Origin of the sequence: Caballeronia sp. LZ008 (genome assembly GCF_031451435.1) — a bacterium.
Taxonomy (GTDB): domain Bacteria; phylum Pseudomonadota; class Gammaproteobacteria; order Burkholderiales; family Burkholderiaceae; genus Caballeronia; species Caballeronia zhejiangensis.
This window is the reverse complement of the sequence record NZ_JARUXK010000001.1, coordinates 325756-352034: the sequence shown is the minus strand read 5'-3', so window position 1 is coordinate 352034 and position 26279 is coordinate 325756. Positions and strand designations below refer to the sequence as shown.

At 62.5% G+C, this 26279-nt stretch carries 26 protein-coding genes; 14 read left to right on the top strand and 12 right to left on the bottom strand.

From position 1 onward, the window contains the following. The first annotated feature begins 5 nt into the window (after positions 1-5). From glcF to proC, 3 genes are read left to right on the top strand one after another with little or no spacing between them, the layout of a single operon-like run. Positions 6-1232 carry a glycolate oxidase subunit GlcF gene (gene glcF, locus QCE49_RS01730; protein ID WP_008351491.1) on the top strand — a complete coding sequence of 409 codons (1227 nt, stop codon included), beginning with the start codon at positions 6-8 and terminating at the stop codon, positions 1230-1232. Positions 1233-1277: 45 nt separating this feature from the next. Then, positions 1278-1973 carry a YggS family pyridoxal phosphate-dependent enzyme gene (locus QCE49_RS01725; RefSeq protein ID WP_250456591.1) on the top strand — a complete coding sequence of 232 codons (696 nt, stop codon included), beginning with the start codon at positions 1278-1280 and terminating at the stop codon, positions 1971-1973. A 14-nt stretch (positions 1974-1987) separates the two neighbouring features. Then, positions 1988-2800: a pyrroline-5-carboxylate reductase gene (gene proC / locus QCE49_RS01720; RefSeq protein ID WP_250456592.1), complete on the top strand. Its 813-nt coding sequence runs from the start codon at positions 1988-1990 to the stop codon at positions 2798-2800. A gap of 13 nt (positions 2801-2813) precedes the next feature. Here the strand turns inward: proC and QCE49_RS01715 are convergent, their stop codons facing one another. From QCE49_RS01715 to recG, 7 genes are all read right to left on the bottom strand, one after another. Next, positions 2814-4058, bottom strand: a complete 1245-nt coding sequence (locus QCE49_RS01715; protein ID WP_250456593.1) for a class I SAM-dependent methyltransferase — start codon at positions 4056-4058, stop codon at positions 2814-2816. 320 nt (positions 4059-4378) lie between these two features. Beyond that, positions 4379-5239 (bottom strand): 4-hydroxybenzoate octaprenyltransferase, encoded by an 861-nt coding sequence (gene ubiA, locus QCE49_RS01710; RefSeq protein ID WP_008351498.1) that lies wholly within the window; start codon positions 5237-5239, stop codon positions 4379-4381. 103 nt (positions 5240-5342) lie between these two features. After that, on the bottom strand, positions 5343-5831 hold the full coding sequence (locus tag QCE49_RS01705; RefSeq protein ID WP_008351500.1) for a Dps family protein: 489 nt from the start codon (positions 5829-5831) through the stop codon (positions 5343-5345). Between the two features lie 126 nt (positions 5832-5957). Continuing rightward, positions 5958-6110 carry a hypothetical protein gene (locus QCE49_RS01700; RefSeq protein ID WP_160172877.1) on the bottom strand — a complete coding sequence of 51 codons (153 nt, stop codon included), beginning with the start codon at positions 6108-6110 and terminating at the stop codon, positions 5958-5960. A gap of 34 nt (positions 6111-6144) precedes the next feature. Then, the gene (locus QCE49_RS01695) at positions 6145-7617 is read right to left on the bottom strand and encodes a catalase (RefSeq protein ID WP_250456594.1); all 1473 of its coding nucleotides are present in this window, start codon (positions 7615-7617) and stop codon (positions 6145-6147) included. A gap of 325 nt (positions 7618-7942) precedes the next feature. Further along, positions 7943-8902 (bottom strand): hydrogen peroxide-inducible genes activator, encoded by a 960-nt coding sequence (locus tag QCE49_RS01690; RefSeq protein WP_008351503.1) that lies wholly within the window; start codon positions 8900-8902, stop codon positions 7943-7945. A gap of 130 nt (positions 8903-9032) precedes the next feature. After that, on the bottom strand, positions 9033-11219 hold the full coding sequence (recG, locus tag QCE49_RS01685; RefSeq protein ID WP_250456595.1) for an ATP-dependent DNA helicase RecG: 2187 nt from the start codon (positions 11217-11219) through the stop codon (positions 9033-9035). 81 nt (positions 11220-11300) lie between these two features. Between recG and queA the strand changes: the two genes are divergently transcribed. The 6 genes from queA to QCE49_RS01655 all read left to right on the top strand — a co-directional run bounded on the left by queA (position 11301) and on the right by QCE49_RS01655 (position 18096). Next, entirely contained in the window at positions 11301-12335 is a 1035-nt protein-coding gene (gene queA, locus QCE49_RS01680; RefSeq protein ID WP_034470633.1) for a tRNA preQ1(34) S-adenosylmethionine ribosyltransferase-isomerase QueA, read from the top strand. Positions 12336-12382: 47 nt separating this feature from the next. Then, entirely contained in the window at positions 12383-13543 is a 1161-nt protein-coding gene (gene tgt / locus QCE49_RS01675; protein ID WP_034470631.1) for a tRNA guanosine(34) transglycosylase Tgt, read from the top strand. A 183-nt stretch (positions 13544-13726) separates the two neighbouring features. Continuing rightward, positions 13727-14053, top strand: coding sequence for a preprotein translocase subunit YajC (yajC, locus tag QCE49_RS01670; protein ID WP_008351510.1), 327 nt, complete (start codon positions 13727-13729; stop codon positions 14051-14053). 126 nt (positions 14054-14179) lie between these two features. Further along, positions 14180-16246 (top strand): protein translocase subunit SecD, encoded by a 2067-nt coding sequence (gene secD / locus QCE49_RS01665; RefSeq protein WP_250433685.1) that lies wholly within the window; start codon positions 14180-14182, stop codon positions 16244-16246. A gap of 26 nt (positions 16247-16272) precedes the next feature. Then, the gene (gene secF / locus QCE49_RS01660; protein WP_008351514.1) at positions 16273-17223 is read left to right on the top strand and encodes a protein translocase subunit SecF; all 951 of its coding nucleotides are present in this window, start codon (positions 16273-16275) and stop codon (positions 17221-17223) included. A gap of 345 nt (positions 17224-17568) precedes the next feature. Further along, on the top strand, positions 17569-18096 hold the full coding sequence (locus tag QCE49_RS01655) for a hypothetical protein (protein WP_152563176.1): 528 nt from the start codon (positions 17569-17571) through the stop codon (positions 18094-18096). Between the two features lie 58 nt (positions 18097-18154). Here the strand turns inward: QCE49_RS01655 and QCE49_RS01650 are convergent, their stop codons facing one another. The 4 genes from QCE49_RS01650 to QCE49_RS01635 form a co-directional block, all read right to left on the bottom strand. Then, positions 18155-18454: a hypothetical protein gene (locus QCE49_RS01650; RefSeq protein ID WP_250456597.1), complete on the bottom strand. Its 300-nt coding sequence runs from the start codon at positions 18452-18454 to the stop codon at positions 18155-18157. A 155-nt stretch (positions 18455-18609) separates the two neighbouring features. After that, positions 18610-19200 (bottom strand): YceI family protein, encoded by a 591-nt coding sequence (locus tag QCE49_RS01645; protein WP_008351520.1) that lies wholly within the window; start codon positions 19198-19200, stop codon positions 18610-18612. A gap of 59 nt (positions 19201-19259) precedes the next feature. Next, positions 19260-19814: a YceI family protein gene (locus tag QCE49_RS01640; RefSeq protein ID WP_008351522.1), complete on the bottom strand. Its 555-nt coding sequence runs from the start codon at positions 19812-19814 to the stop codon at positions 19260-19262. 116 nt (positions 19815-19930) lie between these two features. Continuing rightward, positions 19931-20500 (bottom strand): cytochrome b, encoded by a 570-nt coding sequence (locus QCE49_RS01635; RefSeq protein ID WP_008351524.1) that lies wholly within the window; start codon positions 20498-20500, stop codon positions 19931-19933. Positions 20501-20954: 454 nt separating this feature from the next. Here QCE49_RS01635 and QCE49_RS01630 point away from each other — a divergent pair, with 454 nt between their 5' ends. The 5 genes from QCE49_RS01630 to QCE49_RS01610 all read left to right on the top strand — a co-directional run bounded on the left by QCE49_RS01630 (position 20955) and on the right by QCE49_RS01610 (position 25420). Then, positions 20955-21614 (top strand): paraquat-inducible protein A, encoded by a 660-nt coding sequence (locus tag QCE49_RS01630; protein ID WP_250456598.1) that lies wholly within the window; start codon positions 20955-20957, stop codon positions 21612-21614. Next, a complete protein-coding gene (locus QCE49_RS01625; protein WP_250456599.1) occupies positions 21611-22291 on the top strand; it encodes a paraquat-inducible protein A in 681 nt (226 codons plus the stop codon). The genes QCE49_RS01630 and QCE49_RS01625 overlap by 4 nt, the downstream gene beginning before the upstream one ends. Then, a complete protein-coding gene (locus tag QCE49_RS01620; protein WP_250456600.1) occupies positions 22284-23963 on the top strand; it encodes an intermembrane transport protein PqiB in 1680 nt (559 codons plus the stop codon). Before QCE49_RS01625 ends, QCE49_RS01620 begins: the two co-directional genes overlap by 8 nt. Next, a complete protein-coding gene (locus QCE49_RS01615; RefSeq protein WP_008351532.1) occupies positions 23960-24664 on the top strand; it encodes a PqiC family protein in 705 nt (234 codons plus the stop codon). Before QCE49_RS01620 ends, QCE49_RS01615 begins: the two co-directional genes overlap by 4 nt. A 144-nt stretch (positions 24665-24808) precedes the next feature. After that, positions 24809-25420 (top strand): glutathione S-transferase C-terminal domain-containing protein, encoded by a 612-nt coding sequence (locus QCE49_RS01610; RefSeq protein WP_250456601.1) that lies wholly within the window; start codon positions 24809-24811, stop codon positions 25418-25420. Between the two features lie 292 nt (positions 25421-25712). Here the strand turns inward: QCE49_RS01610 and QCE49_RS01605 are convergent, their stop codons facing one another. Further along, positions 25713-26270 carry a TetR/AcrR family transcriptional regulator gene (locus QCE49_RS01605; RefSeq protein ID WP_034470623.1) on the bottom strand — a complete coding sequence of 186 codons (558 nt, stop codon included), beginning with the start codon at positions 26268-26270 and terminating at the stop codon, positions 25713-25715. Between the last annotated feature and the right edge of the window lie 9 nt (positions 26271-26279).

Here is a 26279-nt window from a genome sequence, read left to right as displayed (position 1 = left end):
CATCGATGCAAACCAATCTCGCCGATTTCATCCGCGGCACGGCCGATGGCGACGAAGCCGACGCCATTCTGCGCAAGTGCGTGCACTGCGGCTTCTGCACGGCGACCTGCCCGACGTATCAGTTGCTCGGCGACGAGCTCGACGGGCCGCGCGGGCGCATCTATCTGATGAAGCAGATGTTCGAAGGCGCGCCCGTCACGCGCAGCACGCAACTGCATCTGGACCGCTGCCTCACCTGCCGCAATTGCGAAAGCACGTGTCCGTCCGGCGTGCAATACGGCAAGCTCGTCGAGATCGGGCGCAAGGTCGTCGAAGAAAAGGTCGAGCGGCCGATGCGTCAGCGTCTGCAACGGCGTCTGCTCGCAAGCTTCCTGCCGAACAGCACGCTCTTCACGCCCGCGATGAAGCTCGGTCAGCAGTTCCGCGGCATTCTTCCGCGCAAGCTGCGCGCGAAGATTCCGCTGCCCGAGCGCCCGCTCGCCGCGCCGACCAACAAGCACGAACGCAAGATGCTGATGCTCGCCGGATGCGTCCAGCCGGCGATGATGCCCAACGTCAACACGGCGACGGCGCGCGTATTCGACGCGCTCGGCATCGAGATCGTCACGGCGCCGGGCGCGGGCTGCTGCGGCGCGATCCGCCTGCATCTCGGCTACAACGACGACGCGCTCGACGACGTGCGCAACAACATCGACGCATGGTGGCCGTATGTCGAAAACGGCGTCGAGGCGATCGTGATGAACGCGTCGGGCTGCGGCGCGACCGTCAAGGAATACGCGCATCTGCTGCGCAACGATCCGGCGTACTCGGCGAAGGCGCAAAAGATCGTCGATCTCACGCGCGATCTCGCCGAAATCCTGCCGATGTACGAAGAAGAGCTGGTCGCGCTCGCGCGGCGGCGCGGCGTGCATACGGTCGCATTTCATCCGCCGTGCACGCTGCAGCACGGGCAGCAGATTCGCGGACGCGTCGAGCATCTGCTGACCGCGCTCGGCCTCGAAGTGCGCCTGCCTGCGGACAGCCATCTGTGCTGCGGATCGGCTGGCACGTATTCGGTCTTGCAGCCGAAGCTCTCGTACACGCTGCGCAATCAGAAGCTCGACCGGCTGGAAAAGCTGGAACCGCAGATGATCGTGTCGGCGAATGTCGGCTGCATCGCGCATCTGCAAAGCGGCACGTCGACGCCCGTCACGCACTGGATTCAACTGCTGGAACATCTGCTGTACGGTTGAGGCCGCTTCGTATAATGAGCGGCTCGACCGTCCCGAGCCTCAAGCATGTCCATCGCCCAACATCTCGAAGAAGTCCGGCAACGCATCGCGAAGGCGGCGCACGAAGCGTCGCGCGATGCGGATTCCGTCAAGCTGCTCGCCGTGTCCAAGACCTTTCCCGCCGACGACGTGCGCGCCGCCTTCGAAGCCGGCCAGCGCGCGTTCGGCGAGAACTACGTGCAGGAAGGCATCGCGAAGATCGCCGAGCTCGCGGATCTGCGCGGCGAAATCGAATGGCATTTCATCGGGCCGCTGCAATCGAACAAGACGAAGGTCGTCGCCGAGCAGTTCGACTGGGTGCATTCCATCGATCGCATGAAGATCGCCGAACGTCTTTCCGCACAACGTCCGCCAAGCGCGCCCGCGCTCAACGTATGCGTGCAGGTGAACGTGAGCGGCGAGGCATCGAAGAGCGGCGTCGAACCGGATGAGGCCGCCGCGCTCGCGCATGCGGTCGCCGCCCTGCCGGGCTTGCGTCTGCGCGGCCTGATGGCGATTCCCGAACCCGCCGAAACACTCGACGCGCAACGCGAACCGCACGCGCGCCTGCGCGAACTGATGAACGCGCTGCGCGCCGACGGCCTCGATCTCGACACGCTCTCGATGGGCATGTCCGCCGATCTCGAAGCGGCCGTGCTCGAAGGCGCGACGATGGTCCGCATCGGCACCGCGATTTTCGGCGCGCGCAATTACACCAACTGACTTCACCATCAACCATGAAAATTGCATTCATCGGCGGCGGCAACATGGCCGCGGCGCTCATCGGCGGTCTCATCAAGCGCGGCACGGCGCCCGCTGACATCTATGCCATCGACATCAACGACGAAGCGCGCGCGCGCACGGCGAAGCAGTTCGGCATCGCGACGGGCGCGGCTGTCGACGAAGCGCTCGCCGGCTACGACGCGATCGTGCTCGCGGTGAAGCCGCAAGTGCTCAAGAGCGTGGCCGAAGCGCTCGCGCCGCATCTGTCGAAGCAGACGATCATCAGCATCGCGGCCGGCATTCGCGCGACGGATCTTTCGCGCTGGCTGAACGGCTACGCGCAGATCGTGCGCACGATGCCGAACACGCCCGCGCTGATCGGCATGGGCGTGACGGGGCTCGCCGCGCTGCCTGGCGTCACCGATGCGGCGAAGGCGCTCGCGTCGCAAGTGCTGGAAGCGGTCGGCACGGCCGTCTGGTTCGACGACGAAGCGAAGCTCGACGCCGTCACCGCGATCTCCGGCAGCGGCCCGGCCTACGTGTTCTATTTCATCGAAGCGATGCAGGAAGCCGCGCGCCAGCTCGGTATGGATGAGGAGCAAGGGCGCGCGCTCGCGGTCGCGACCTTCACCGGCGCGGCGCAACTGGCCGCGCAATCGGGCGAGCCGGCGAGCGTGCTGCGCGAGCGCGTGACGTCGAAGGGCGGCACGACGGCGGCGGCGCTCGCATCGTTCGAGGCGCAAGGCGTGAAGGATGCGATCGTGCGCGGCGCGCTCGCGGCAGAAGCGCGGGCGAGAGAGATGGGGGATGAGTTGGGCGGGGCTTGAGGGCGCCGCGCTCTCAAAGTTTCTGCACGACGAATTCTATGCCGCATTCCGAGAATGCGGTGCGCGTCTGATCGTAGCGCTCCATGCCGTGCAGGAAACTGTGATCCAGAAGCTCGACCTTCTTGATGCTGACTTCGCGCTCGAAACTGCGCAGCAAATCCACAACGTTGATCGAAACGGGCGACCAGCTTTCCCGCTTGTATAGGGTGAACGTGTGCTTGTGGTCGCCGTTGAACGTCGACGGCCACATGCCCTGCTCGTAGAGATCCTCGTCCGGCACGGTGATGACGAGATGGCCGCCCGGCTTGAGCACGCGCAACCAGTGGCGCATCGCGACACGCGGGTCGATCATGTGTTCGAGGCAGTGCCCGGAATAGACGAAATCGAAGCTGTCGTCCTGAACGTTCTCGAGATATTGCGCGTCGCCCTGCTCCCACTCGTAGACCGTCACCCTGTCGATACGCGGAAACAACGATCGATACAGCGCGATGCTGTCATTGCCGCCGCCGATATCGAGCCCATTGCCCACGAGCCAGCGATTGCTGAAACGAGCGTCGAGCAAGCGGCGGTTGAGCGAGATGCACGTCGTGCCGGGAACGCCTAGGGTGAGCGCGAACGGCTGCGTCTGGTCGCCGGGCAGCACCCATTTTTTCAGCGCGTATTCGCCCCAAGCGCGCGGCCACAGGACCGCGTAGCCCGTATCCTCGGAATGCCAGTGCAGCGTGTGCGAGGAGTCGAACGACGCCAGCAGTTCGAGGAACGCCGCTTCCTGATCGAAGCCGTTTTCGGCCCAATCCGGAAGCGTCCCGGAGCTTGTCTGAAACTCGCGCCGGTAGATGCGTACATCGTCCAGCACGATAAGCGCGTCACTGGCCCGCCCGCGCATGAGTTCAAGTTCCGCGAGCAACGGCAGGCGCTCGGTCGGAGAGTGTTCCTGACTCATGTAACTCTTGCCGCCATGGTCCGCGCCCGGATAGTGTGCGTCGAGAAACACGAGGCAGCGCTGTTCGGCGAGCACGCCGGTCACCGAATCGGAGCGCAGGAAGGTGAGACTGTCCGCGTTCACCACATTGAGCCGCTCGCTTTGTTCCGCTTCGGCGAAGAGCGGTTCGAAGATTTCGCAGGACAGCGCTTTCGCGAAACCCGCGCCCAAGGCGGCACGGCACGAGTCGCCTCGTCCATAGCCGGTCTCGATGAGATACGTGACTCCGTTTCGGGATGCGAGTCCGGCTAGATCGAAGCGAGCGAGAAAACCCATGACTGACACATTGGAAGTAAAGCAAACGAACGAATGCAGCCGCGCGGAAATACCCCGCGGCGTTCGGTTGGCTTGTCGAAGGAAGGCCGGCGCGTTCGCAATCGAATTGCCGGGCGGTGTATAACGCGTCTTTCAGACGCGCCCAAAGGATTAGCTAGTTGCCTAACTTGGCGAACTTATCAAAAGATAAGACCGCGAGACTTCAATGTGAACAAATTTGTCGTTCTCAGACCATTTCGCAGGCCGGAATAAAACAGCGGGCGGCGCGATGTCGCAACGTGCGTTGCACACGTTGCGGCACCCGATCCACGCGAACGGGATCAGTTCGACAGTGCATACTGCAACGCAATCCCCGCAAACAACATCCCGCCGAGCCAGTTGTTATGCCTGAACGCGGCGAAGCACGCCATGCGCTCACGATTGCGGATCAGCCCATAGTGATAAACCGCGCAGCCCGCCGCTGCGAGCCAGCCGAGCCAGTAGGGCCAGCGGAAGCCCAGCGCGACGCCGATGCCCACGTAAATCGCGAGCGTTATCGCGTAGCAGAGCATGACGGCAAGCACGTCGTATCGCCCGAAGGTGAGCGCGGACGTGCGAATGCCGATCTTGATGTCGTCGTCGCGATCGACCATCGCGTATTCGGTGTCGTACGCGACCGACCAAAACACGTTCGCCGCGAGCATGATCCACGCGAGCATCGGCACCTGGTTCTGCACGGCGGCGAAGGCCATCGGAATGCCGAAGCCGAACGCGATGCCCAGATACGCCTGCGGGATCGCGAAGAAACGCTTGGTGAACGGATACGAACCCGCCACGAACAGCGCGAACACCGACAGTTCCTTCGTGAGCGTGTTGAGCGGCAGGATCAGCAGGAACGCGACGAGCGAGAGCGCCGCCGCGAGCGCCACGGCTTCCCACGCCTTGATCTTGCCCGATGTGATCGGCCGCTCCGCCGTGCGCTTCACGTAGCGGTCGAAATCGCGATCCGCGTAGTCGTTTATCGCGCAGCCCGCCGAGCGCATCAATATCGTGCCGACGATGAAAATGACGAGCAGCATCGGCGACGGATGGCCGCTCGACGCGATCCACAACGCATTGAGCGTCGGCCACAAGAGCAGCAGGCTGCCGATAGGCTTGTCGAGGCGCACGAGGCGCATGTAGAGCGGAAAACGGGCGAACATGGCGGACCCTGGGAGCGAGATTCACGACGAGCTATTTTAGATCAGCCCGAAAAGCAAAAACCCCGCGTGAAAGCGGGGTTTCGTCATGTCGAGGCCGAGCGCTTCAGGCCAGCATCGCGCGCAGCATCCACGCGGTCTTCTCGTGCGTCTGCATGCGTTGCGTGAGCAGGTCGGCGGTCGGCTCGTCGTTCGCGGCTTCCGTCGCCGGGAAGATCTCGCGCGCGGTGCGGACGACGGCTTCCTGGCCTTCCACGAGTTGGCGGATCATGTCTTCGGCGGCCGGCACGCCGTCCGCTTCCGGAATCGACGACAGCTTCGCGAAGTCCTTGTAGCTGCCCGGCGCGTGCACGCCCAGTGCGCGAATGCGTTCGGCGATCGAATCGACGGCGAGCGCCAGTTCGTTGTACTGGGTCTCGAACATCAGATGCAGCGTGTTGAACATCGGACCCGTGACGTTCCAGTGAAAGTTGTGGGTCTTCAGATACAGCGTGTACGTGTCGGCCAGCAGGCGGGACAGCCCGTCGGCGATCTTCTTGCGGTCTTTGTCGCTGATGCCGATATTGACGGCGGGTGCAATGCCTTTCTTCGCCATGATGACTCCGAGAGAGAGTTGATTCGAAAGGTGCGAACGCCGCGCGCAAGAGCTTGCCGCGCGGCGTTTCGAGCGTTCGACAGTTTATCGTATAAACGGGGAACGATTCATTGCACGGCGACGCTATCACGCGCCCGCGACACCGCCCGCGACGATCAGCCCGTATCCCGCCGCGACGATCCCGAACGCGATCGCGACGCGCACGCCGCGCGATGCCCGAACGCTCGTTGCGTCGATCTGCTCGACGGCCTGTGCGATGTGATGCAACGCCTGAGACATGATGTGTTCTCCCGTGTTTCCGAAAGCGCCGCCGTCAGACGGCTGCGGTGTCCTGCTCTTCGATCGTCTGCCCGAGCGTCGCGAGCGCATCGATCACGCCTTGCGCATACGCCGGATCGATACGGCGGAAATGCCCGATCTGCCGCGCGACGATCTCGTTCGGCACGCCATGAATGTGCCGCGCGATGTTGCCGAAGAAGCGTTCGCGCTGGGCTTCGTCGAAGAGTCTGAAAAGCGCTGCCGGCTGGCTGTAGTAATCGTCGTCCTCGCGATGGTCGTAGCGATGCACCATCCCGCCCGCTTGCGGCGGCTCGTTTGCGTTCACGTCCTGCGCGAATTCGCCGTAACGGTTCGGCTCGTAGTTCACGCGGCCGCCGAGGTTGCCGTCGGTCCGCATCGCGCCATCGCGATGAAACGTGTTCGCGACCGAGGTACGCGGCGCATTCACCGGAATCTGATGATGGTTGACGCCGAGCCGATAGCGCTGCGTGTCGCCATAGGAGAAAAGACGCCCCTGCAACAGCCGGTCCGGCGAGAAGCCAATGCCCGGCACCACGTTCGCCGGCGTGAAGGCGGCCTGCTCGACGTCCGCGAAGTAGTTCTGCGCATTGCGATTCAGCTCGATCACGCCGACGTCGATCAGCGGATAGTCCTTGTGCGACCACACTTTCGTGATGTCGAACGGATTCACCTTCGACTTCGCAGCCTCGTCTTCCGTCATCACCTGAATGCGGAAATTCCAGCGCGGGAAATTGCCTTTGTCGATGTTGTCGACGAGATCGCGCTGCGCGCTCTCGCGATCGGCGGCGATCACGGCGGCGGCTTCGGCGTCGGTATAGTTCTCGAGCGGCTGCTGCGACTTGAAATGGAACTTCACATAGAAGCGCTCACCGTCGGCATTGATGAACGAGAACGTGTGCGATCCGAAGCCGTGCATTTGACGGTAGTTCTTCGGGATGCCGCGGTCGCTCATGAGAATCGTCACCTGATGCAGCGATTCCGGATGACGCGACCAGAAGTCCCACGCCGCGACATTGCTGCGCATATTCGTGTACGGATCGCGCTTTTGCGTGTGGATGAAGTCGGGAAACTTCAGCGGATCGCGGATGAAAAACACCGGCGTGTTGTTGCCGACGACGTCCCAGTTGCCCTCTTCCGTGTAGAACTTGATCGAGAAGCCGCGCACGTCGCGTTCGGCGTCCGCGGCGCCGCGCTCGCCCGCGACCGTGGAAAAGCGCATGAAGATCGGCGTTTCCTTACCGATGTCGGCGAACAGCTTCGCCTTCGTGTAGCGCGAGATATCGTGGGTGACGCGGAACGTGCCGAAAGCGCCCGAGCCCTTCGCGTGCACGCGGCGCTCGGGAATCACTTCGCGGTCGAAGTGCGCGAGCTTTTCGACGAGCCAGAAGTCTTGCAGCGTGACCGGGCCGCGCGGACCTGCGGTCTGCGAGTTCTGGTTGTCGCCGACGGGTGCGCCTGCTGCGGTCGTGAGTCGTTGAGTCGTCATCGTGATGCTCCTGTTTTTGAGGTTTGGCGTGAGATGAATGCGGATCGGCCGCGCGTCATGCGGCGCTTGCGAAATCGGCGAGGATCGAGACCGCCATCTGGCGAAGGTCACTCCAGCGGTCGAAGAAGGTCGCGGCGGTCATGAAATCCTCTCTGTGTCGTCATCTGAGAAGGATCGTAACGCAAGCTATCGGTTTTTATAATTCGATTAAATTTATATATGCGATAGATCAAGCGAAGTGCCGGTTTCGCTTGCGCGCGCTACCGCAAAAAAGAAAACGCCGCGCTCCGTTGCCAGAGCGCGGCGTTTCGTGGGGACAGCCGAGTCAGTTCACGGCGACCGGCATATCGAGCTTTTTCACGCCCGGCAGATCGCAATTGGCGATTGCGTCGCAGATGGCGTCGATCGCGGGCATGCGCGTGAAGCTCTTGCGCCACGCGAGCACGACGCGCCGGTCCGGCACGGGCTCGTCGAACGGTACGTAGCTGAGCAGACCAGAATCGATGCCCGCCGCGTGCGGCTTCACCTCGCTCACCGACATGCGCGGCAACACGGTAATGCCGACGCCGCTCGCGACCATATGGCGGATCGTTTCCAGCGACGAGCCTTCGAACGTCTTCTGGATGCCGTCCGCGTTCTGCGAGAAGCGCATCAGTTCCGGGCACACGCCGAGGACGTGATCGCGGAAGCAATGGCCGCTGCCGAGCAGCAGCATGGTTTCCTGCTTGAGATCGTCCGGATCGATCTTCGCACGGTTCTCCCACGCGTGCCCCGACGGCATCGCGACGACGAACGGCTCGTCGTAGAGCGCGCGCACCATCAGGCCGGTTTCAGGGAACGGCAGCGCCATGATCGCGACATCGATTTCGCCTTGCTTCAGGAGCTCGATCAGTTTGAGCGTGTAGTTCTCCTGGAGCATGAGCGGCATCTGCGGAACCGACTTGATCATCTGCTTGACGAGCGTCGGCAGAAGGTACGGTCCGATCGTATAGATCACGCCCAGACGCAGCGGTCCGACGAGCGGATCCTTGCCCTGCTTGGCGATTTCCTTGATGGCGAGCGTCTGTTCGAGCACGCGCTGCGCCTGCGTCACGATCTGCTCGCCGATCGGCGTTACGCTGACTTCGCTCGTGCCGCGCTCGAAGATCTGCACGTTCAGTTCGTCTTCGAGCTTCTTGATTGCCACCGACAAGGTCGGCTGGCTGACGAAGCACGCCTCGGCCGCGCGGCCGAAATGCCGTTCACGCGCGACCGCGACGATGTACTTCAATTCGGTGAGGGTCATTGGAGGCCAATGAAATACATTGATTCGATAGGTTTGAGTTATACACCCGCCGGCTGCCGTTCGACAACTTTTGCCGATTCGCCGGTCCGCGCAGGTTAAATAGGGACCGACATGGCCCGCGCGAGTTCAGTCAAGCCTTCAAATAGTGCTCCCGCGCGCCGAGCCAGCGCGCCAGATGGCGCGTGACGGCGTCGGGAAACTGCGCAAGCATCTGATCGGCGGCGGCGCGCGCCGGTTCGATCAGCCAGCCGTCGTTTTCAAGACTCGCGAATCGCAGCATCGCTTCGCCCGATTGCCGCGCGCCGAGAAACTCGCCGGGACCGCGAATTTCCAGGTCGCGCCGGGCGATCTCGAAGCCATCGGTCGTTTCGCGCATCGTTTGCAGCCGCGCACGCGCCGTCTGCGACAACGGATTCGAGTACATCAGCACGCAGATGGACGCCGCGCTGCCCCGCCCCACGCGTCCGCGCAACTGATGCAACTGCGCGAGGCCGAAGCGCTCGGCATGCTCGATCACCATCAGCGATGCGTTCGGCACGTCCACGCCGACTTCGATCACCGTCGTCGCGACGAGCAATTGCACTTCGTTGCGCGAGAACGCGTCCATCACGGCGGCTTTTTCGGCGGGTGCGAGCCGGCCATGAACCAGCCCGACGCGCAGTTCCGGCAGCGCGGCGACGAGCGTCTCGTAAGTTTCAACGGCCGTCTGAAGCTGAAGTGTCTCGCTTTCTTCGATCAGCGGACAGACCCAATACACTTGCCTTCCGGTCAGCGCCGCCTCGCGCACGCGGCCGATGATCTCGTCGCGCCGTCCGTCGGATACTACTTTGGTGAGTATCGGCGTGCGGCCGGGCGGCAGTTCGTCGATGGTCGAGACATCGAGATCGGCGTAGTACGTCATGGCGAGCGTGCGCGGGATCGGCGTCGCGGACATCATCAGTTGATGCGGCTGGAAATCGGCTTTTCCGTCAGCCGCGTTCAGCGCCTTCGCGCGCAACGCGAGCCGCTGCGCGACGCCGAAGCGATGCTGCTCGTCGACGATCACGAGCCCGAGCCGCGCGAATTCGACCGCGTCCTGAATGATCGCGTGCGTGCCGATGACGAGTTTCGCCGTGCCGAGCGCCGCTGCTTCGAGCGCGGAACGCTTGTCCTTCGCCTTGAGACTGCCCGCGAGCCGCGCGACCGTGACCCCGAGCGGCTCTAGCCAGCCGCGCAGCTTGCGCGCGTGCTGCTCCGCGAGAATTTCGGTCGGCGCCATGAGCGCGGCCTGATAACCCGCGTCGACGGCCTGCGCCGCCGCGAGTGCCGCGACGATCGTCTTGCCGCTGCCGACATCGCCCTGAAGCAGACGCTGCATCGGATGCGCGAGCGTCAGTTCGCCCGCGATTTCCGCGACCACGCGCTGCTGCGCGCCAGTCAGCGCGAACGGCAGCGCGCGCAACAGACGCACGACGAGCGACGCGTCGTCGTCCGGCGCACGGCGCGGCATCGCGGGCGCGGCGCGCGTGCGGCGCTCTTCATGCGCGCGCTTGAGCGACAACTGCTGCGCGAGCAGTTCCTCGAACTTGATGCGCGTCCACGCCGGATGCGTGCCGTCGATCAGCGCGGTTTCGTCGGAATCGGCGCGCGGATGATGGAGCGTCTTCACGGCGTCGAGCAGACCGGGCACGTTGAGCGGCTGCAAATGCGCCTTCGCGATCGGCGCCGGCAGCAGTTCGGGCAGATCGACCCGCGTGATCGCGTTGTCGATCGCCTTGCGCAAATACGCCTGCGAAATTCCCGCCGTCGACGGATAAACCGGCGTCAGCGCTTGCGGCAGCGGCGTGTCGTCATCGACGGGACGTACCGCCGGATGCACCATCTCCAGCCCGAAAAAGCCGCCGCGCACATCGCCGCGTACGCGCAGACGCACGCCGATCGCCATTTGCTTGACCTGCGAGCCGTAGAAGTTGAGAAAGCGCAGCGTGAGTTCATCGCCGGAATCGTCGTGGATTTTCACGAGCAACTGACGGCGCGGCCGATACGCGATCTCGTTGTCGAAAACGACGCCTTCGGTCTGCGCGATGTCGCCCGGAATCAGCTCGCCGATGGGCGTGATCTGCGTTTCGTCCTCATAGCGCATTGGCAGATGAAGGACGAGATCGATGTCGGATTTCAGGCCGAGCTTGGCGAGCTTGTCCGCCGTCTTGACGACGGTTTTCGGCTTTTCGTCCGCTTTCGCCTTCTTTTTCGCCGGCGCGGCGGCACGCGGCGCGTCCCTTTCCTCCAGGGTCAGCGGATCGGTCGTGGCGGCGGCGCGGCGGTCGGACAAGGGCATTGACTCTCTTCGCAAGTACAATATGAGGTTTGTTCGGCGCGATTGCACTTCGTTCGCGCCCGTTCGCGCTACGTTCAAGCCATGTTCACGCTTTCCGATTTCGATTTTAATCTGCCGCCCGAGCTGATCGCGCAGAACGCGCTCGCCGAGCGCAGCGCGAGCCGTCTGCTCGAGGTGTCCGATGGCGCGCTCGTCGACCGCCGATTCTCCGAGCTGCCGAACCTGCTCGCACCCGGCGATCTGCTGGTGTTCAACGATACCAAAGTCCTGAAGGCGCGCTTTCCCGGCCAGAAGGCCAGCGGCGGGCGCGTCGAGGTGCTGGTCGAGCGGCTGACCGGCGCGACCACGGCGCTCGCGCAGATCCGCGCGAGCAAGAGCCCGGCCGAAGGCACGACGATCCGCCTCGCGGATGCGTTCGACGTGACCGTCGGCGAACGCGTCGAGCCGTTCTACACGCTGCACTTCCCTGCCGAATGCCTGACGCTCATCGAGCAATACGGGCGCTTGCCGCTGCCGCCGTACATCGAGCACGACGCCGACGCCTACGACGAAACGCGCTATCAGACCGTTTATGCGGCAAATCCGGGCGCGGTCGCCGCGCCGACCGCCGGCCTGCACTTCGACGACGCGCTGTTCGCCGAACTCGAAAAGCGCGGCGTCGAGCGCGCGACGCTGACGCTGCACGTCGGCGCGGGCACGTTCCAGCCGGTGCGCGTCGAGAACATCGCAGAGCACAAGATGCATAGCGAGTGGTACGACCTGCCGCAATCGCTCGTCGATCGCATCGCGGCGGTGAAGGCGCGCGGCAACAAGGTGATCGCGGTCGGCACGACGTCGATGCGCGCGCTCGAAGCCGCCGCGCGCGACGCCGCGCAAGCGAACCGCCCGCTCTCGGCGACGCAGGCCGAAACCGATATCTTCATCACGCCGGGCTACGCGTTTCGCGTCGTCGACCGGCTCGTGACGAATTTCCATCTGCCGAAGTCGACGCTGCTGATGCTCGTCTCCGCGTTCGCCGGCATGGATACGATTCGCGATGCATATCGTCACGCAATCGAGCAAAAGTACCGTTTCTTCAGCTACGGCGACGCAATGCTTCTGACTCGCCGCGACTAGTTTTCTCAACCGATGCGCTGGACTGTTTTCCAGTGGCAGGAACTCAAATGACCGCAACCCACACTCCGCCCGACAACGGGCTCAAGTTCGAACTGCTGACGACCGATGGCCAGGCGCGCCGTGGCCGTCTGACGCTCAATCACGGCGTCGTCGAAACGCCGATCTTCATGCCGGTCGGCACTTACGGCACCGTCAAGGCAATCCAGCCGCGCGAACTCGAAGAGATCCGCGCGCAGATCATCCTCGGCAACACATTCCATTTGTGGCTGCGTCCCGGTCTCGAAGTGATCGGCGCGCACGGCGGCCTGCACAAGTTCATGGGATGGAACCGGCCGATCTTGACTGACTCCGGCGGCTTCCAGGTATTTTCGCTCGGCGATCTGCGCAAGATCACCGAAGATGGCGTCACGTTCGCGTCGCCGATCAATGGCGACAAACTCTTCCTGTCGCCGGAAGTATCGATGCAGATTCAGAAGGTGCTGAACTCCGACATCGTCATGCAGTTCGACGAATGCACGCCCTACTCGACCAACGGCATTCCCACCTCGCACAAGGACGCCGCCGATTCCATGCGCATGTCGATGCGCTGGGCGAAGCGCTCCATCGACGAGTTCAACCGGCTAGGCAATCCGAACGCGCTCTTCGGCATCGTGCAGGGCGGCATGTTCGAAGACCTGCGCGACGAATCGCTCGCGGGCCTCTCGGACATCGGTTTCCACGGCCTCGCGATCGGCGGGCTGTCGGTCGGCGAGCCGAAGGAAGACATGATGCGCGTGCTGAATCACATCGGCCCGAAGCTGCCCGCCGACAAGCCGCATTACCTGATGGGCGTCGGCACGCCGGAGGATCTCGTCGCGGGCGTCGCGGCGGGCGTCGACATGTTCGACTGCGTGATGCCCACGCGCAACGCGCGCAACGGCTGGCTCTTCACGCGTTTCGGCGATCTGAAGATCAAGAACGCGACGCACAAGAACTCGATGAAGCCGCTCGACGAATCCTGCGGCTGCTACACGTGCCGGAACTTCACGCGCGGCTATCTGCATCATCTGCATCGCGTCGGCGAGATTCTCGGCGCGCAATTGAACACGATTCACAACCTGCACTATTACCTGCAACTCATTGGCGAAGTGCGCGAATCGATCGAAAATCATACGTTCGAGGCGTTTCGCAAGACGTTCGCGGAGAATCGCGCGCGCGGCGTGGATTGAAAACGCGCGGCTTCGTTGCGCCAAGCTTTACAATCTGCTTTCTACTGCTTGCGATAAGGCCCGCGAATCGTCCGTAACGGCTTGATGGCAAAGCGCATTCGGGCATTTTCGGGCAGGTGCGGGTGGTAGAATGCCGGGCTGACTTCCAGTCAATTATTTCGATGTAACAACGGAGAGACCAACGTGTCGTTCATTTCCAATGCCTTTGCACAAGGCGCAACCGGTGGCGCGGAATCGAGCCTGATGAGCTTCCTGCCGCTGATCCTGATGTTCGCGGTGCTGTACTTCATCATGATCCGTCCGCAGATGAAGCGTCAGAAGGAGCATCGCAACATGCTCGCCGCCATGGCCAAGGGCGACGAAGTGGTGACGAATGGCGGCATCGTCGGCAAGATCACGAAGGTGACGGACGCTTACGTCGGCGTGGAAATCGCCGAAGGCACGGAAATCACCATCCAGAAGGCGGCAGTGACGACCATTCTCCCGAAGGGCACGATCAAGTCGCTGTAAGGCCACTCGTTCCACCGCGTCCGGCGCGGCCTCGCTCACCGAGCCATCCGGGTCTTCAGACCGGCTCGTCGCGCATATCGCCGGACGCCCTCTCCTCCGAAGCCAACTTTCCGGTCGGCCATTCCCATGAATCGTTATCCCCTCTGGAAGTATGTCGTGATGCTGGTGGCGCTCGTCATCGGCCTCGTGTACACGCTCCCCAACTTCTTCGGCGAAGCGCCCGCAGTTCAGGTATCGAGCGGCAAGGCGACGGTCAAGCTCGACTCGACCACGCTTTCGAACGTCGAAGCCGCGCTCGCCGCGAGCAGCATCAAGGCCGACGAAGTCACCTTCGACAATTCGCAGCTGAACGCGAACATCCGCGTGCGTCTGAAAGACACGGACACGCAGCTGCATGTGAAGGATCTGCTTTCGAAGGCGCTGAACACCGATCCGAGCGATCCGCAGTACATCGTCGCGCTGAATCTGCAGAGCGCCTCGCCGCGCTGGCTGACGGCCCTGCACGCACTGCCGATGTACCTCGGTCTCGATCTGCGCGGCGGCGTGCACTTCCTGCTGCAGGTCGACATGGCCGGCGCGCTCAACAAGAAGCTCGACTCCGACGCCGCCGATGCGCGCACCTATCTGCGCGACCGCAATATCCGCGATGGCGGCGTGAACCGGGTCGGGCAATCGGTCGTCGTGAGTTTCTCGGATCAGGCGGGCGCGGACAACGCGCGCACGCTGCTCCAGACGGGCGTGTCCGAACTGCAATGGACGACGCGCCAGGGCGGTGATGGCTTTCAGGTCGTCGGCACGTTCTCGCCCGCCGCGCAGAAAGTCGTCGAGGACAGCGCGCTCAAGCAGAACATCACCACGCTGCATAACCGCGTGAACGAACTCGGCGTCGCGGAGCCGGTGATCCAGCAGCAAGGCTCCGACCGCATCGTGGTCGAGCTGCCGGGCGTGCAGGACACGGCGAAGGCGAAGGACATCATCGGCCGCACGGCGACGCTCGAAGCGCGTCTCGCGGATCCGGTCAACACCTATATCGGCCCGAACGACGCGGTGCCGCCCGGCGACGAAGCGTTCAAGCAGGGCGATCGCATCGTGCTGCTGCGCAAGCAGGTGATCTTCACCGGCGACCGCATCATCGACGCGTCCGCGGGCTTCGACGACCATCAACGACCTTCGGTCAATATCCGTCTGGATTCTGCGGGCGGACGCGCGGTGTCGTCCGTGTCGCGCGACAACATCGGCAAGCCGATGGCGATGGTGCTGTTCGAAAAGGGCAAGGGCGAAGTGCTGACGGTCGCGACCATTCAGTCCGAACTCGGCGACCGCTTCTCGATCACCGGCCAGCCGACGCCGCAAGCCGCAACCGATCTCGCGCTGCTCCTGCGCGCGGGTTCGCTCGCCGCGCCGATGGACATCATCGAGGAACGCACGGTCGGCCCGAGCCTCGGCGCGGACAACATCAAGAAGGGCTTCGATTCGGTCACGTACGGTTTCGCCGCGATCGCCGTCTTCATGATCGCGTACTACCTGCTCTTCGGCGTGTTCTCCATGCTGGCGCTGTCGGTGAACCTGCTGCTGCTCGTCGCCGTGCTGTCGTTGCTTCAGGCGACGCTGACCTTGCCGGGTATCGCGGCTATCGCGCTCGCGCTCGGTATGGCGATCGACGCGAACGTGCTGATCAACGAACGTATCCGCGAGGAACTGCGTAACGGCGCGCCGCCGCAGACCGCGATTCAGGAAGGCTTCAAGCACGCGTGGGCGACGATTCTCGACTCGAACGTCACGACACTGATCGCCGGCCTCGCGCTGCTCGCGTTCGGTTCGGGTCCGGTGCGCGGCTTCGCGGTGGTGCACTGTATCGGCATTCTGACGTCGATGTTCTCGGCGGTGTTCTTCTCGCGCGGCCTCGTGAACCTGTGGTACGGCGGCAAGAAGAAGCTGAAGTCGCTCGCGATCGGTCAGGTGTGGCGTCCGGAAGGCACGAATGCCGAAGCGGCCGCGGCGGCTTATCTCGCGGCGCAACGCGGCGATGAATCGCCCGTCGACGAAATCGTGAAAACGGCCAAGGGCAAGACGAAGACCGCAGTGGCCGCGCCGCGCCAGACCGAACAAGCGCCGGCGCGCACGGGCAAGCCGACGGTGCGCCGTCGCTCGGGCCCCGGCATCGATCAACAGAAACCGGGCGAGTCCCGCTGAATCCGCTGAGTCCGGAGCAATAGACAATGGAATTCTTCCGCATTCGCCGCGATTTGCCGTTCATGGAGCGCGCGTTGATTTTCAACGTGATTTCGCTCGTGACATTCCTCGTGGCCGTATTTTTCCTCGTGCATCGCGGGCTGCATCTGTCGGTGGAATTCACCGGCGGCACGGTCGTCGAGGTGCAGTATCCGCAAGCCGCGCAACTCGAACCGGTGCGCGCGTCGATGTCGAAGCTCGGCTATCCCGACGCGCAGGTGCAGAACTTCGGCACGTCGCAGGACGTGTTGATCCGTCTGCCGCTCAAGCAGGGTTTGACGTCCGCGCAGCAGAGCGATCAGGTGATGACCGCGCTCAAGGCCGACAACGCTGCCGTGAAGCTGCAGCGCGTCGAGTTCGTCGGTCCGCAGGTCGGCAAGGAACTCGTGACGAACGGCCTGCTCGCGCTCGCGTGCGTGGTCATCGGCATCGTGATTTACCTGTCGTTCCGCTTCGAGTGGAAGTACGCGGTCGCGGGCATCATCGCGAACCTGCACGACGTGGTCATCATTCTCGGCTTCTTCGCCTATTTCCAGTGGGAGTTCTCGCTGTCCGTTCTGGCGGCGATTCTCGCGGTGCTCGGCTATTCGGTGAACGAGTCGGTGGTTATCTTCGACCGGATCCGCGAAACGTTCCGCAAGCAACGCAAGATGAGCGTGAAGGAAGTGATCGACCACGCGATCACGAGCACGATGTCGCGAACCATCATCACCCACGGCTGTACGGAAATGATGGTGCTGTCGATGTTCTTCTTCGGCGGCCCGACGCTGCATTACTTCGCGCTGGCGCTGACCGTCGGTATTCTGTTCGGCATTTACTCGTCGGTGTTCGTCGCGGCGGCGCTCGCGATGTGGTTCGGCGTGAAGCGCGAGGATCTCGTGAAGGACAAGAAAGACAAGTACGATCCGAACGATCCGAATGCGGGTGCGCAGGTTTGAGCGTTGCGGCGCACTGAAAGCTGAAACCAAAACGGGCCAGTCATCGTGACTGGCCCGTTTGCTTTTCCGGCTCCCGAATTTCATCAAATTTCGACGCAAGAACAAAAGACAACCTCGACTTCGACTAGGCTCGAATCCGCACGCAATGCGCTGCCGAGCAAATCAGTCCGTTAACCGTACGTTATGTCGTCCTCACAGAAAAACAAAATCGGGATTTTCATCCCGACTTACAATCGCCCGGAATTGCTACGGAGTTGTGTCCTGCAACTGCTCGCCCAAACGCGACGCCCGGATATCATTTGCGTGCATCAGAACGGAGCCGGAGACAACTACGCATGGTGCGTCATGGATCTCGGCGCACCCGTAGTATGGATGTACACGCCCCAGAGCATTCCCCAAAACGACTGGTATCGGATTCCGTTGAATCATCTCATCCAGGAGGACTGCACTCATTTTTTCTGGATGGATCACGACGACATCTATCTCACCAATCACATCGAAACCTGCGTCGCCGAACTCGATAGCGGCTACGACTTCAGGATCTCAAAACATTGCGGCATCCTTATTTCCCGTTCGGAGAAATACGAGTACCTACCGCATGCTTTATTCAAGGACATTCACGCCACGGGCGGAATGAGCGCTTCGATGGCGTTCACCATGCCGTTCGCGACGGCGCTGTCCGCCGACCTGAGCAATCCCGAGTTCAACCACGTCTTTTCGGACGAAGTTCTAGCGCGCCATACCATGCCGCGTTTCCGCTGCCTGCAGTCGACAGAGAGAACAACCATTTACTTTTCTCATGCGATGTCGCTGTCGTCCGCACATTGGGTTCGTGAGGAAACGTCTTTCCCCGAGTATCGAAGCGATGCGTGAAATACGTCGAGCCGATAAGAACGACCGGGCCTGTCTTCGCGGACAGGCCCGTTTTCATTCAGGCGATGAAGCGCTCAGGAGCCTCCGCCCATCGCGCCGCCTCGCGCAATCGATCTTCGCAAAATGAGATGCACAGTTGCGACACCGCGGCGGAAAAGCCGCAGTCAGTCAACGTATCCCTGATATGTTCCGCGCTTACCGTCTCCCGCATGCGGGCATACAGGATCTGCGCCGTCGCGACGTTCTGGGTGCCAACATAGTTGCCATATAGCGCGATCATGGCCCGCCCCGAAATCGTGCTCGGATGCGCGATCTGAAGCAGTTCGATCAATTCCGCCTCGCTGATATAGCGGTGCATATTGTGTGGCGAGTGAAAACCGAATGTCGGTCCGCTCGGCTGGGTGTTTTCGTATGAGAATCGATCGGCGACGTTGCCAAACCCAAAACTCGATCCACAAAAAAGGCTTCGCGCATGACACGCGAAGCCTTCTCTAAGCAGCAATGGAGCGCGAGTTACTGCTTCACGCCCTCAGCCTGAATATGCAGCACCGTCGTCAGGCTGAAACCATACGACTTGCCGTAATCCATCCCGAAGTCGCCGCGATCGAAGGTCGCCGTCGCTTCGACGCCGCACACTTCCTTCTTCATCATCGGGTTCATGAAGCACTTGAAGCTCTCGATCTTCAGGTTCATCGGCTTCGTCACGCCGTGCATCGTCAACGTGCCGATCACTTCGGAAGGCTTGTCGCCGTCGAATTTGATCGACGTGCCCTTGTACTCGGCTGTCGGATATTTCGCGACGTCGAAGAACTCGGCCTTTTGCAGATGCTCGTCCAGCTTCGCATTGCCGGTGTTGACCGAAGCGATGTCGATCGTCACGTTCACCGTGCCCGTCTTCGCCGCGCGGTCGAGCGTGACTTCACCGCTGCTCTTGTTGAACTTGCCGCGCCACGTCGACACGCCACCGAAGTGGTCCGCCTCGAAGCTCGGATAAGTGTGGTTCGGGTCGAGCTTGTACGTGTCGGCGGCGAATGCGCTCACCGAGGCGCCGAACGACAGTCCCAATGCGAGCGCGCTCGCGGCAATGATCGAAAGCTTTTTCAAGTTCTTCTCCTGACTAACCAGATACGCCGACTATGCGTCGTGTGTGACAAAAACGCCGCTCACTTCTTCGCGGCAACGATGTGAAACTTGATGACGACGTCGTCCGCGACGATCGACGTATCTTTCCATTCGCCCGTTCCGACATCGAACTGGGTGCGCTTGATCGGCAGCGCGCCGTCGAAGGTTTCCGTCGCGCCCTGCTGCGTGACCGTCACCGGCACCGTGACCGTCTGCGACTTGCCCTTGATCGTGATCTTGCCGGTCACGTTGTACTTGTTGCCGCCCGCCGGGGCGATCGCGCTGGAGACGAACGTCGCGCTCGGATACTTGCCCGCGTCGAACCATTCCGCGCCGCGCACCTGCTTGTTGTAATCGTCGTCGCCGAGGTCGTAGCTGCCGGTGTCGATCGTGATGTTCGCCGAGCCCGCCGTCGGCTTCGCCGGATCGAACGCAATCTGCGCGCTGAACTTGTTGAACTTGCCGTCGGTGGGCACGTTCATCTGCTTCGACGTGGCTGTCACCGTGCTCTTGCTCATGTCTACCTGCGCATGCGCGCCCGCGATCATCGCGAACGAAGCAGCGGCTGCCATCCAACGGTTGAGTTTCACTTTCATGTGTGCCCTATTCAAACGGTTCGAACGAACAAACCGGTATTGGAAATCATAAGTACGCGATCACAATCAGCCGCCGGGAAACGCCTTGCCAACGGCGAGGAAACAATGACACGCGTTCATCTGAGAAACGGCAGCATGCGGCCGAGCAGGCCGTCGCGATCGACGAAATGATGCTTCAGCGCAGCCAGAACGTGCATCACGACGAAGAACAGCAACGTGTAGTTCAACGCGATGTGCACGATGCGCAGCGTCGCCTTCAGCGCCTTGTCCGGCCCGATGATCGTCGGCAGCGGCAGCACGCCGAGATACACGACCTGAATGCCGGCCGCCGAGCTGTACAGATAACCCGACACGGGAATGACGAGCATCAGCGCGTAAAGCAGAATATGCGTGAGATGCGCCGCGCCCTGTTGCCAGCGCGGCATGCCATCGGGCATCGACGGCGCCTGGTGCGTGGCGCGCCAGACGACGCGCAGCAGCGCGAGCGCGAACACCGTTACGCCGATCCACTTGTGCCACGAGAAGTATTTGAGCTTCGTCGGCGTGAAGCCCGGAATGTCCGTCATGATCCAGCCGAGCCAGAAGCCGCCCACGATCAACAACGCGATCAGCCAGTGCAGGCCGATCGCCGTGGCGCTGTATCGTTGCGCCGGCGCGCTCGCCGTGATGCCAGCGGTGCTTTCCATATTGCTCTCACCCAAGTGTTCGATGTCGCACGGCCTGCCGCCGCCTGACGACAAGTGTTCAAGGCCGCCATGCTACCTCAACGATAACGAATTGCCAGCGCGCGCAAAAAGCCCGCGCCGAACCGGCAAACCCAGTCCCGACGCGGCTTTGCGGGCTTTCGAGCCGGCTCGGCGAGCCTCGTGTGCCGCCCATGCAACGAACTATTCCATGCGTGCAACGGTCGATGAAGGCGCGAACCGCGACCGATTCCGGCATCGATGTATTAACGGGCGGCCTGGCAGTTTAATTCCGCTTGTAAAGAAGCGTTCTGTCCAAATTCGCCCGCCCCGCGCCATTTGATACCATGCTGCTACCAATCTCGCTGGCCCGCCGTTTGCTATGCCCGGTCGGAGCCGGTCTCGCGGCGCCCGACCAATACGCTCGACAAGCCTCGGGCCTCGACCATGAACGCGAATGAACGCGAACGAATCCGATGACCTGATCGCGTGTCACGAATGCGACGCGCTCTTCCATAAACGTGCATTGCCTCGACGCACCTCGGCGAAATGCCCTCGCTGCGGATCGCTGCTCTATCGAAGCATCTCGTCGAACCTCGACAAGATCTCGGCGATGACGCTCGCCGCGCTCTTCACGTTCCTGATCGCGCAAGGCTTTCCCATCGTCGAGCTGGAGGCGAACGGCCTCACGTCGGAGACGACGCTCATCGGCGCGATCGTCGCGTTGTGGAACGAGCAGATGGAAATCATGGCGGTGCTCGTCTTCTGCTCGACCATCCTGTTTCCGTTGTGCGAACTCGTTGCCCTGCTCTACGTGCTGCTTCCGCTGCGTTCCGGTTACGTGCCGCCTGGCTTCAACGCAATCCTGCGGGGCATTCAGCTCGTGCGTCCGTGGGGCATGATCGAAGTCTTCATGCTCGGCGTGCTCGTCACGCTCGTGAAGATGGTGAGCATCGCGCGCGTGATTCCCGAAGCGGCGCTCTTCGCGTTCGGCGCGCTGACGCTCATGTTCGCCGTCGTCGTGAGCTTCGATCCGCGCGCGTTGTGGGACATCGCGGCAAGGCTCCGTCCGCTCGAATCGAAGCGCGTCACAACCACGGCGAGGCAAAAATCGTGAGCGATTCCATCGATCCGAAAACCGGCGAAGCGGCGCGCGAAACGCAGTTCATCACGGCGTCGCGCGCGAATGTCGTGTCGTGTCATGCGTGCGGACTCGTGCAGCCGCTCGCGCACACCGTCGAGAAACAGCGCTGCACGCGCTGCGACGCCGTCGTGCACCGGCGTCATCCGGACAGCATCGCGCGTACGTGGGCACTGCTCATCAGCGCGGCGATTCTCTACATTCCGGCGAACCTCTTTCCGATCATGCATACGTCGTCGATTCTCGGTTCCGAGGACGACACCATCATGAGCGGTGTCGCGCTCTTCTGGAACGACGGCGACTATCCGCTCGCGGCGGTGATTTTCATCGCCAGCATTCTCGTGCCGATGCTCAAGCTCGTCACGCTCGCCTTTCTTACCATCAGCGTGCAGCGGCGCTCCACATGGCAGCCGCGTCAGCGCACGACGCTCTTTCGCATCGTCGAGGGCATCGGGCGCTGGTCGATGCTCGACGTCTTCGTCATCACGCTCACCATCGCGCTCGTGCGCTTCAAGTCGCTCGCCGTCATCACGCCGGGTCCGGGCGCGCTCGCGTTCGCGTCGGTGGTCGTGCTGACGATGATCGCGTCCATGCAATTCGACCCGCGCCTCATGTGGGACAACATCGAACCGTCAGGAAAGAAACATGACTAGTGCCCAAGGTCCGAACGACCCGAAGCAGCCCGCGCCGCCCGCCAGCAACGCCGGCAGCGGTAACGGGGACAAGGGCGGCCTCCCGCCGAACCTCCCCGAACCCGTGATCGAGCCGCGCAGCCGCTGGCTGCCCTCGCTCGTGTGGGTGATTCCGCTCGTCGCGGCGCTGATCGGCGTGATTCTCGTCGTGAAGACGGTGTCGAGCCGCGGACCGACCGTGACGATCAGCTTCGTTTCCGCGGAAGGCCTCGAGCCCGGCAAGACGAAAGTGAAGTTCAAGGACGTGGATATCGGCACGGTGAAGACGATCACGCTGTCGAAGGATCACGCGCGCGTGCTCGTCGAAGTGCAGCTCACCAAGGAAGCCACCGATTTCGCCGTCAAGGACACGCGCTTCTGGATCGTGCGTCCGCGCGTTGCGGCAAGCGGCGTGACCGGCCTGTCGACGCTTTTGTCCGGCGCGTATATCGGCGTCGATGCGGGCAAGTCGACCGACGATGAGACTTATTTCGTCGGGCTCGAAACGCCACCCGCCGTCACCGGCGATCAGAAAGGCCATACCTTCACGCTGCACGGCGAATCGCTCGGCTCGCTCGATATCGGCTCGCCCGTCTATTACCGGCGCGTGCAGGTCGGCCAGGTCGTCGCGTTCTCGCTCGACAAGGACGGCACCGGCGTCACGCTGCAGGTATTCGTCACCGCGCCTTACGATCAGTACGTCGGCACCAACTCGCGCTGGTGGCATGCGAGCGGCGTCGATCTGCGGCTCGATTCGAGCGGCTTCACGCTCAACACGCAATCGCTCGCAACGGTCGTGCTCGGCGGCATCGCGTTCCAGACGCCGCCGAACCAGCAATCCGGCCCGCAGGCGCAAAACAACGCGACCTTCCGCCTGGCCGGCGATCAGTCCGACGCGATGCGCGATCCGGACGGCGAGGCCGTGCACGTCGTGATGAACTTCAATCAGTCGCTGCGCGGCCTGTCGGTCGGCGCGCCGGTCGATTTCCGCGGCATCGTGCTGGGGCAGGTCACGGGGATCGGCGTGCAATACGATCAGAAGTCGCATTCGTTCATGATGCCGGTCACGATCGACCTCTACCCGGATCGCCTCGGCAAGCGCGCGCGTCAGGCGCTGCCGGAGCAAGGTTCGGTGGCGAGCCAGGACATGCTGCAACTGCTCGTGAAGCGCGGGCTGCGCGGACAGTTGCGCACCGGCAACCTGCTGACGAGCCAGTTGTATGTCGCGCTCGACTTCTTCCCGAAAGCGCCGCCCGCGAAGGTCAGCGTTGGCAACGATCCGATCGAACTGCCGACCGTGCCGAACACGCTCGACGAGCTGCAGCTGCAGATCGCCGACATCGCGCGCAAGATCGACAAGATTCCGTTCGACGAGATCGGCACGAATCTGAACGGCTCGCTCAAGAACGCCAACGCGCTCTTCGACAAGATGGACAAGGAAGTCCTGCCGGAAATGCGCGACACGCTCACGCAGGCCAAGCAGACGTTCGGTCAGGCGCAATCGACGTTGCAGTCGGATTCGCCGCTTCAGTCGGACGTGCATCAGGCGCTGCAGGAACTCACGCGCACGCTGCAATCGCTCAACTCGCTCGCGGATTATCTGGAGCGCCATCCGGAATCGCTCTTGCGCGGAAAATCGGGAGATAAACCATGAAGTTCGGCTCGTTGATGTTGACTCTGAGCGCAGCGGCGATGCTCGCTGCCTGCGCCTCGCCGACGAGCCGTTTCTACACGCTCGGCGGCGGCGACGCGCGGCCCGTGCCGTCGACGCAGGCTTCGTTCTATTTCGAGCTTGCGCCCGTCGACATGCCGCAGCAGGTCGCGAAGAATCAGTTGGTGGTGCAGACGAGTCCCGCGCAGGTGCGCGTGCTCGAAGAGGAGCGCTGGGCATCGCTGCCGGGCGACGAAGTGCGGCGCGCACTCTCCGCCGATCTCACGCAGCAGCTCGGTGCGATCGACGTCTACGGCACGCCGCATCCGGAATCGGTGCCGGTGTATCGCGTGAAGGTGAACGTGCAGCGCTTCGAATCGTGGCCGGGCGCGCAAGCGGTGATCGACGCCGTGTGGAGCGTGCGCGCCGCCGGATCCGATACGGTGCTGACATGCCGGACGCTCGCGCAGGAACGCGTCGGCTCCGGTTACGACGCGCTCGTCGACGGCCATCGCAAGGCGGTCGACGAACTCGCCGCCGCGATCTCCGCAGGTGTGCGCAGCCTCGGTTCCTTGCCGCACGCGACGGCGAGCGCGCCTTCGGCATCCGCGAAGGGCAAGAGCGGCGCCAGTTCCAAACCCGCCGCGGCGCCGGTGCTGCCGTGTCCGCCAATGGGCGCGGCAACCACTGCCAGCGCGCAGTGATCCATGACGCCCGGCGCGCGCCGGGCGCGCTTCATGTTGTCGGCAGGCGACATTGTCGGCCGCCGCTATCTCTAATTCGCCGATGGTTCGCGCGCGCCGGTTAAGATCGTCGACGCCCGCATTTCGAATCAACGTGAAAATTAGATGATGAAACTGATCGGTTCGCACCCCAGCCCATTCGTCCGCAAGGTGCGGATCGTCATGGCGGAAAAGAAGATCGACTGCGAACTGGTGCTCGAAGACGTCTGGGCATCCGATTCGAAGATCCACGACTACAACCCGCTCGGTAAAGTGCCGTGCCTCATTCTCGACGACGGCGAAGCGGTATTCGATTCGCGCGTCATCTGCGAGTTCGTGGACACGCTCACGCCGGTCGGCAAGCTGCTGCCGCAGGAGCGGCGCGAGCGCACCGAAGTGCGCTGCTGGGAAGCGCTCGCCGACGGCATGCTCGACGCCGCCGTGCTGATCCGTCTCGAAGGCGTGTTGCGCCAAGAGGAACATCGCAGCGACAAATGGATCGCGCGGCAACGTCACAAGATCGAAGACGGCTTGCGCGCGATGGCGCGCGGCATCGGCTCGAAGCAATGGTGCTCGGCGAATCGCTTCACGCTTGCGGATATCGCCTGCGGCTGCGCACTGGGCTATCTCGATTTCCGTATGCCCGATCTGAACTGGCGCGACGCACATCCGAATCTCGACAAGTATTACGCGCGTATTTCGCAGCGTCAGTCGTTCGTGGATACCGCGCCGGTCTGATTCCTTTCTTGGACCAAGCTCCCGCGCGCGGCGGGAGCTTCCGGCGCACTCGGAAGCGCAAAGTGAGATCGAAGATTATCTACTGCTAGATAGATCACCGGCGAAGGGCGCGATCGACCGATTCTCTCCCAAACCCCTTTTCTTCCTGAAACCATCGGTCCGCGTGCGGCGACATGGTTCGAACGACGAATCGGGTCAGAGAAATGCTCTATTCCGCCAAAATCTATCTACTCAACGGTAGATAATCAACGCCCAGTTCAGGGGTTTTTCACAAGGTTATCCACAGGCTTATCTACCGCCGAAATGCGTCTGCGACCTCTTCAAGCCGCGACCGCGTCTGAAACAGGCGGCATGCAAGCAAACTCCCCTGAAACGCTGCATACAAGGTGCGTGCCGCCGCTTCAGGCTTTCCGCCAGCGTCGAGCGTGTCTTGCGCTTCGCCTTCGGCCAGAACTTTCGCCAGCCAGGTTTCATTCGCCTTGTAGAACGATTGCACCGCGTGCCGTACTTTCTCCGGCAGCGACTCGATATCCGACGCAAGCATGCCGCACAGACAAATCTGATTGCCGTCGCCGATGATCCTTCCAAATAGCTTCGTATAGCGGTCGAGTTTCTTGTCGGCCGGGGCGGAGCTGTCGATCGCGTAGATCGTCGACATCACGTCGGCGCTATACGCATTCACCGCTTCGAGCGCGAGATCTTCCTTGGTCGGGAAATAATAGTGAATGCTCGACGTTTTCACGCCGACCAGTTCGGACAAATCCCGAAAACTGAAGCCGTTATAGCCGCGCGTCATCAACAGCGTCTGAGCGTGATCCAGTAGAGCGTCGCGTACCGTGTTCTTGTCCATTTCGCGTAT

Bases quoted from the DNA above. Each gene is read 5' to 3' on its own strand.
- glcF (WP_008351491.1), top strand. From the start codon at position 6: ATGCAAACCAATCTCGCCGATTTCATCCGCGGCACGGCCGATGGCGAC.
- QCE49_RS01725 (WP_250456591.1), top strand. From the start codon at position 1,278: ATGTCCATCGCCCAACATCTCGAAGAAGTCCGGCAACGCATCGCGAAG.
- proC (WP_250456592.1), top strand. From the start codon at position 1,988: ATGAAAATTGCATTCATCGGCGGCGGCAACATGGCCGCGGCGCTCATC.
- QCE49_RS01715 (WP_250456593.1), bottom strand. From the start codon at position 4,058: ATGGGTTTTCTCGCTCGCTTCGATCTAGCCGGACTCGCATCCCGAAAC.
- ubiA (WP_008351498.1), bottom strand. From the start codon at position 5,239: ATGTTCGCCCGTTTTCCGCTCTACATGCGCCTCGTGCGCCTCGACAAG.
- QCE49_RS01705 (WP_008351500.1), bottom strand. From the start codon at position 5,831: ATGGCGAAGAAAGGCATTGCACCCGCCGTCAATATCGGCATCAGCGAC.
- QCE49_RS01700 (WP_160172877.1), bottom strand. From the start codon at position 6,110: ATGTCTCAGGCGTTGCATCACATCGCACAGGCCGTCGAGCAGATCGAC.
- QCE49_RS01695 (WP_250456594.1), bottom strand. From the start codon at position 7,617: ATGACGACTCAACGACTCACGACCGCAGCAGGCGCACCCGTCGGCGAC.
- QCE49_RS01690 (WP_008351503.1), bottom strand. From the start codon at position 8,902: ATGACCCTCACCGAATTGAAGTACATCGTCGCGGTCGCGCGTGAACGG.
- recG (WP_250456595.1), bottom strand. From the start codon at position 11,219: ATGCCCTTGTCCGACCGCCGCGCCGCCGCCACGACCGATCCGCTGACC.
- queA (WP_034470633.1), top strand. From the start codon at position 11,301: ATGTTCACGCTTTCCGATTTCGATTTTAATCTGCCGCCCGAGCTGATC.
- tgt (WP_034470631.1), top strand. From the start codon at position 12,383: ATGACCGCAACCCACACTCCGCCCGACAACGGGCTCAAGTTCGAACTG.
- secD (WP_250433685.1), top strand. From the start codon at position 14,180: ATGAATCGTTATCCCCTCTGGAAGTATGTCGTGATGCTGGTGGCGCTC.
- secF (WP_008351514.1), top strand. From the start codon at position 16,273: ATGGAATTCTTCCGCATTCGCCGCGATTTGCCGTTCATGGAGCGCGCG.
- QCE49_RS01655 (WP_152563176.1), top strand. From the start codon at position 17,569: ATGGATCTCGGCGCACCCGTAGTATGGATGTACACGCCCCAGAGCATT.
- QCE49_RS01650 (WP_250456597.1), bottom strand. From the start codon at position 18,454: ATGCACCGCTATATCAGCGAGGCGGAATTGATCGAACTGCTTCAGATC.
- QCE49_RS01640 (WP_008351522.1), bottom strand. From the start codon at position 19,814: ATGAAAGTGAAACTCAACCGTTGGATGGCAGCCGCTGCTTCGTTCGCG.
- QCE49_RS01635 (WP_008351524.1), bottom strand. From the start codon at position 20,500: ATGGAAAGCACCGCTGGCATCACGGCGAGCGCGCCGGCGCAACGATAC.
- QCE49_RS01630 (WP_250456598.1), top strand. From the start codon at position 20,955: ATGAACGCGAACGAATCCGATGACCTGATCGCGTGTCACGAATGCGAC.
- QCE49_RS01620 (WP_250456600.1), top strand. From the start codon at position 22,284: ATGACTAGTGCCCAAGGTCCGAACGACCCGAAGCAGCCCGCGCCGCCC.
- QCE49_RS01615 (WP_008351532.1), top strand. From the start codon at position 23,960: ATGAAGTTCGGCTCGTTGATGTTGACTCTGAGCGCAGCGGCGATGCTC.
- QCE49_RS01610 (WP_250456601.1), top strand. From the start codon at position 24,809: ATGATGAAACTGATCGGTTCGCACCCCAGCCCATTCGTCCGCAAGGTG.
- QCE49_RS01605 (WP_034470623.1), bottom strand. From the start codon at position 26,270: ATGGACAAGAACACGGTACGCGACGCTCTACTGGATCACGCTCAGACG.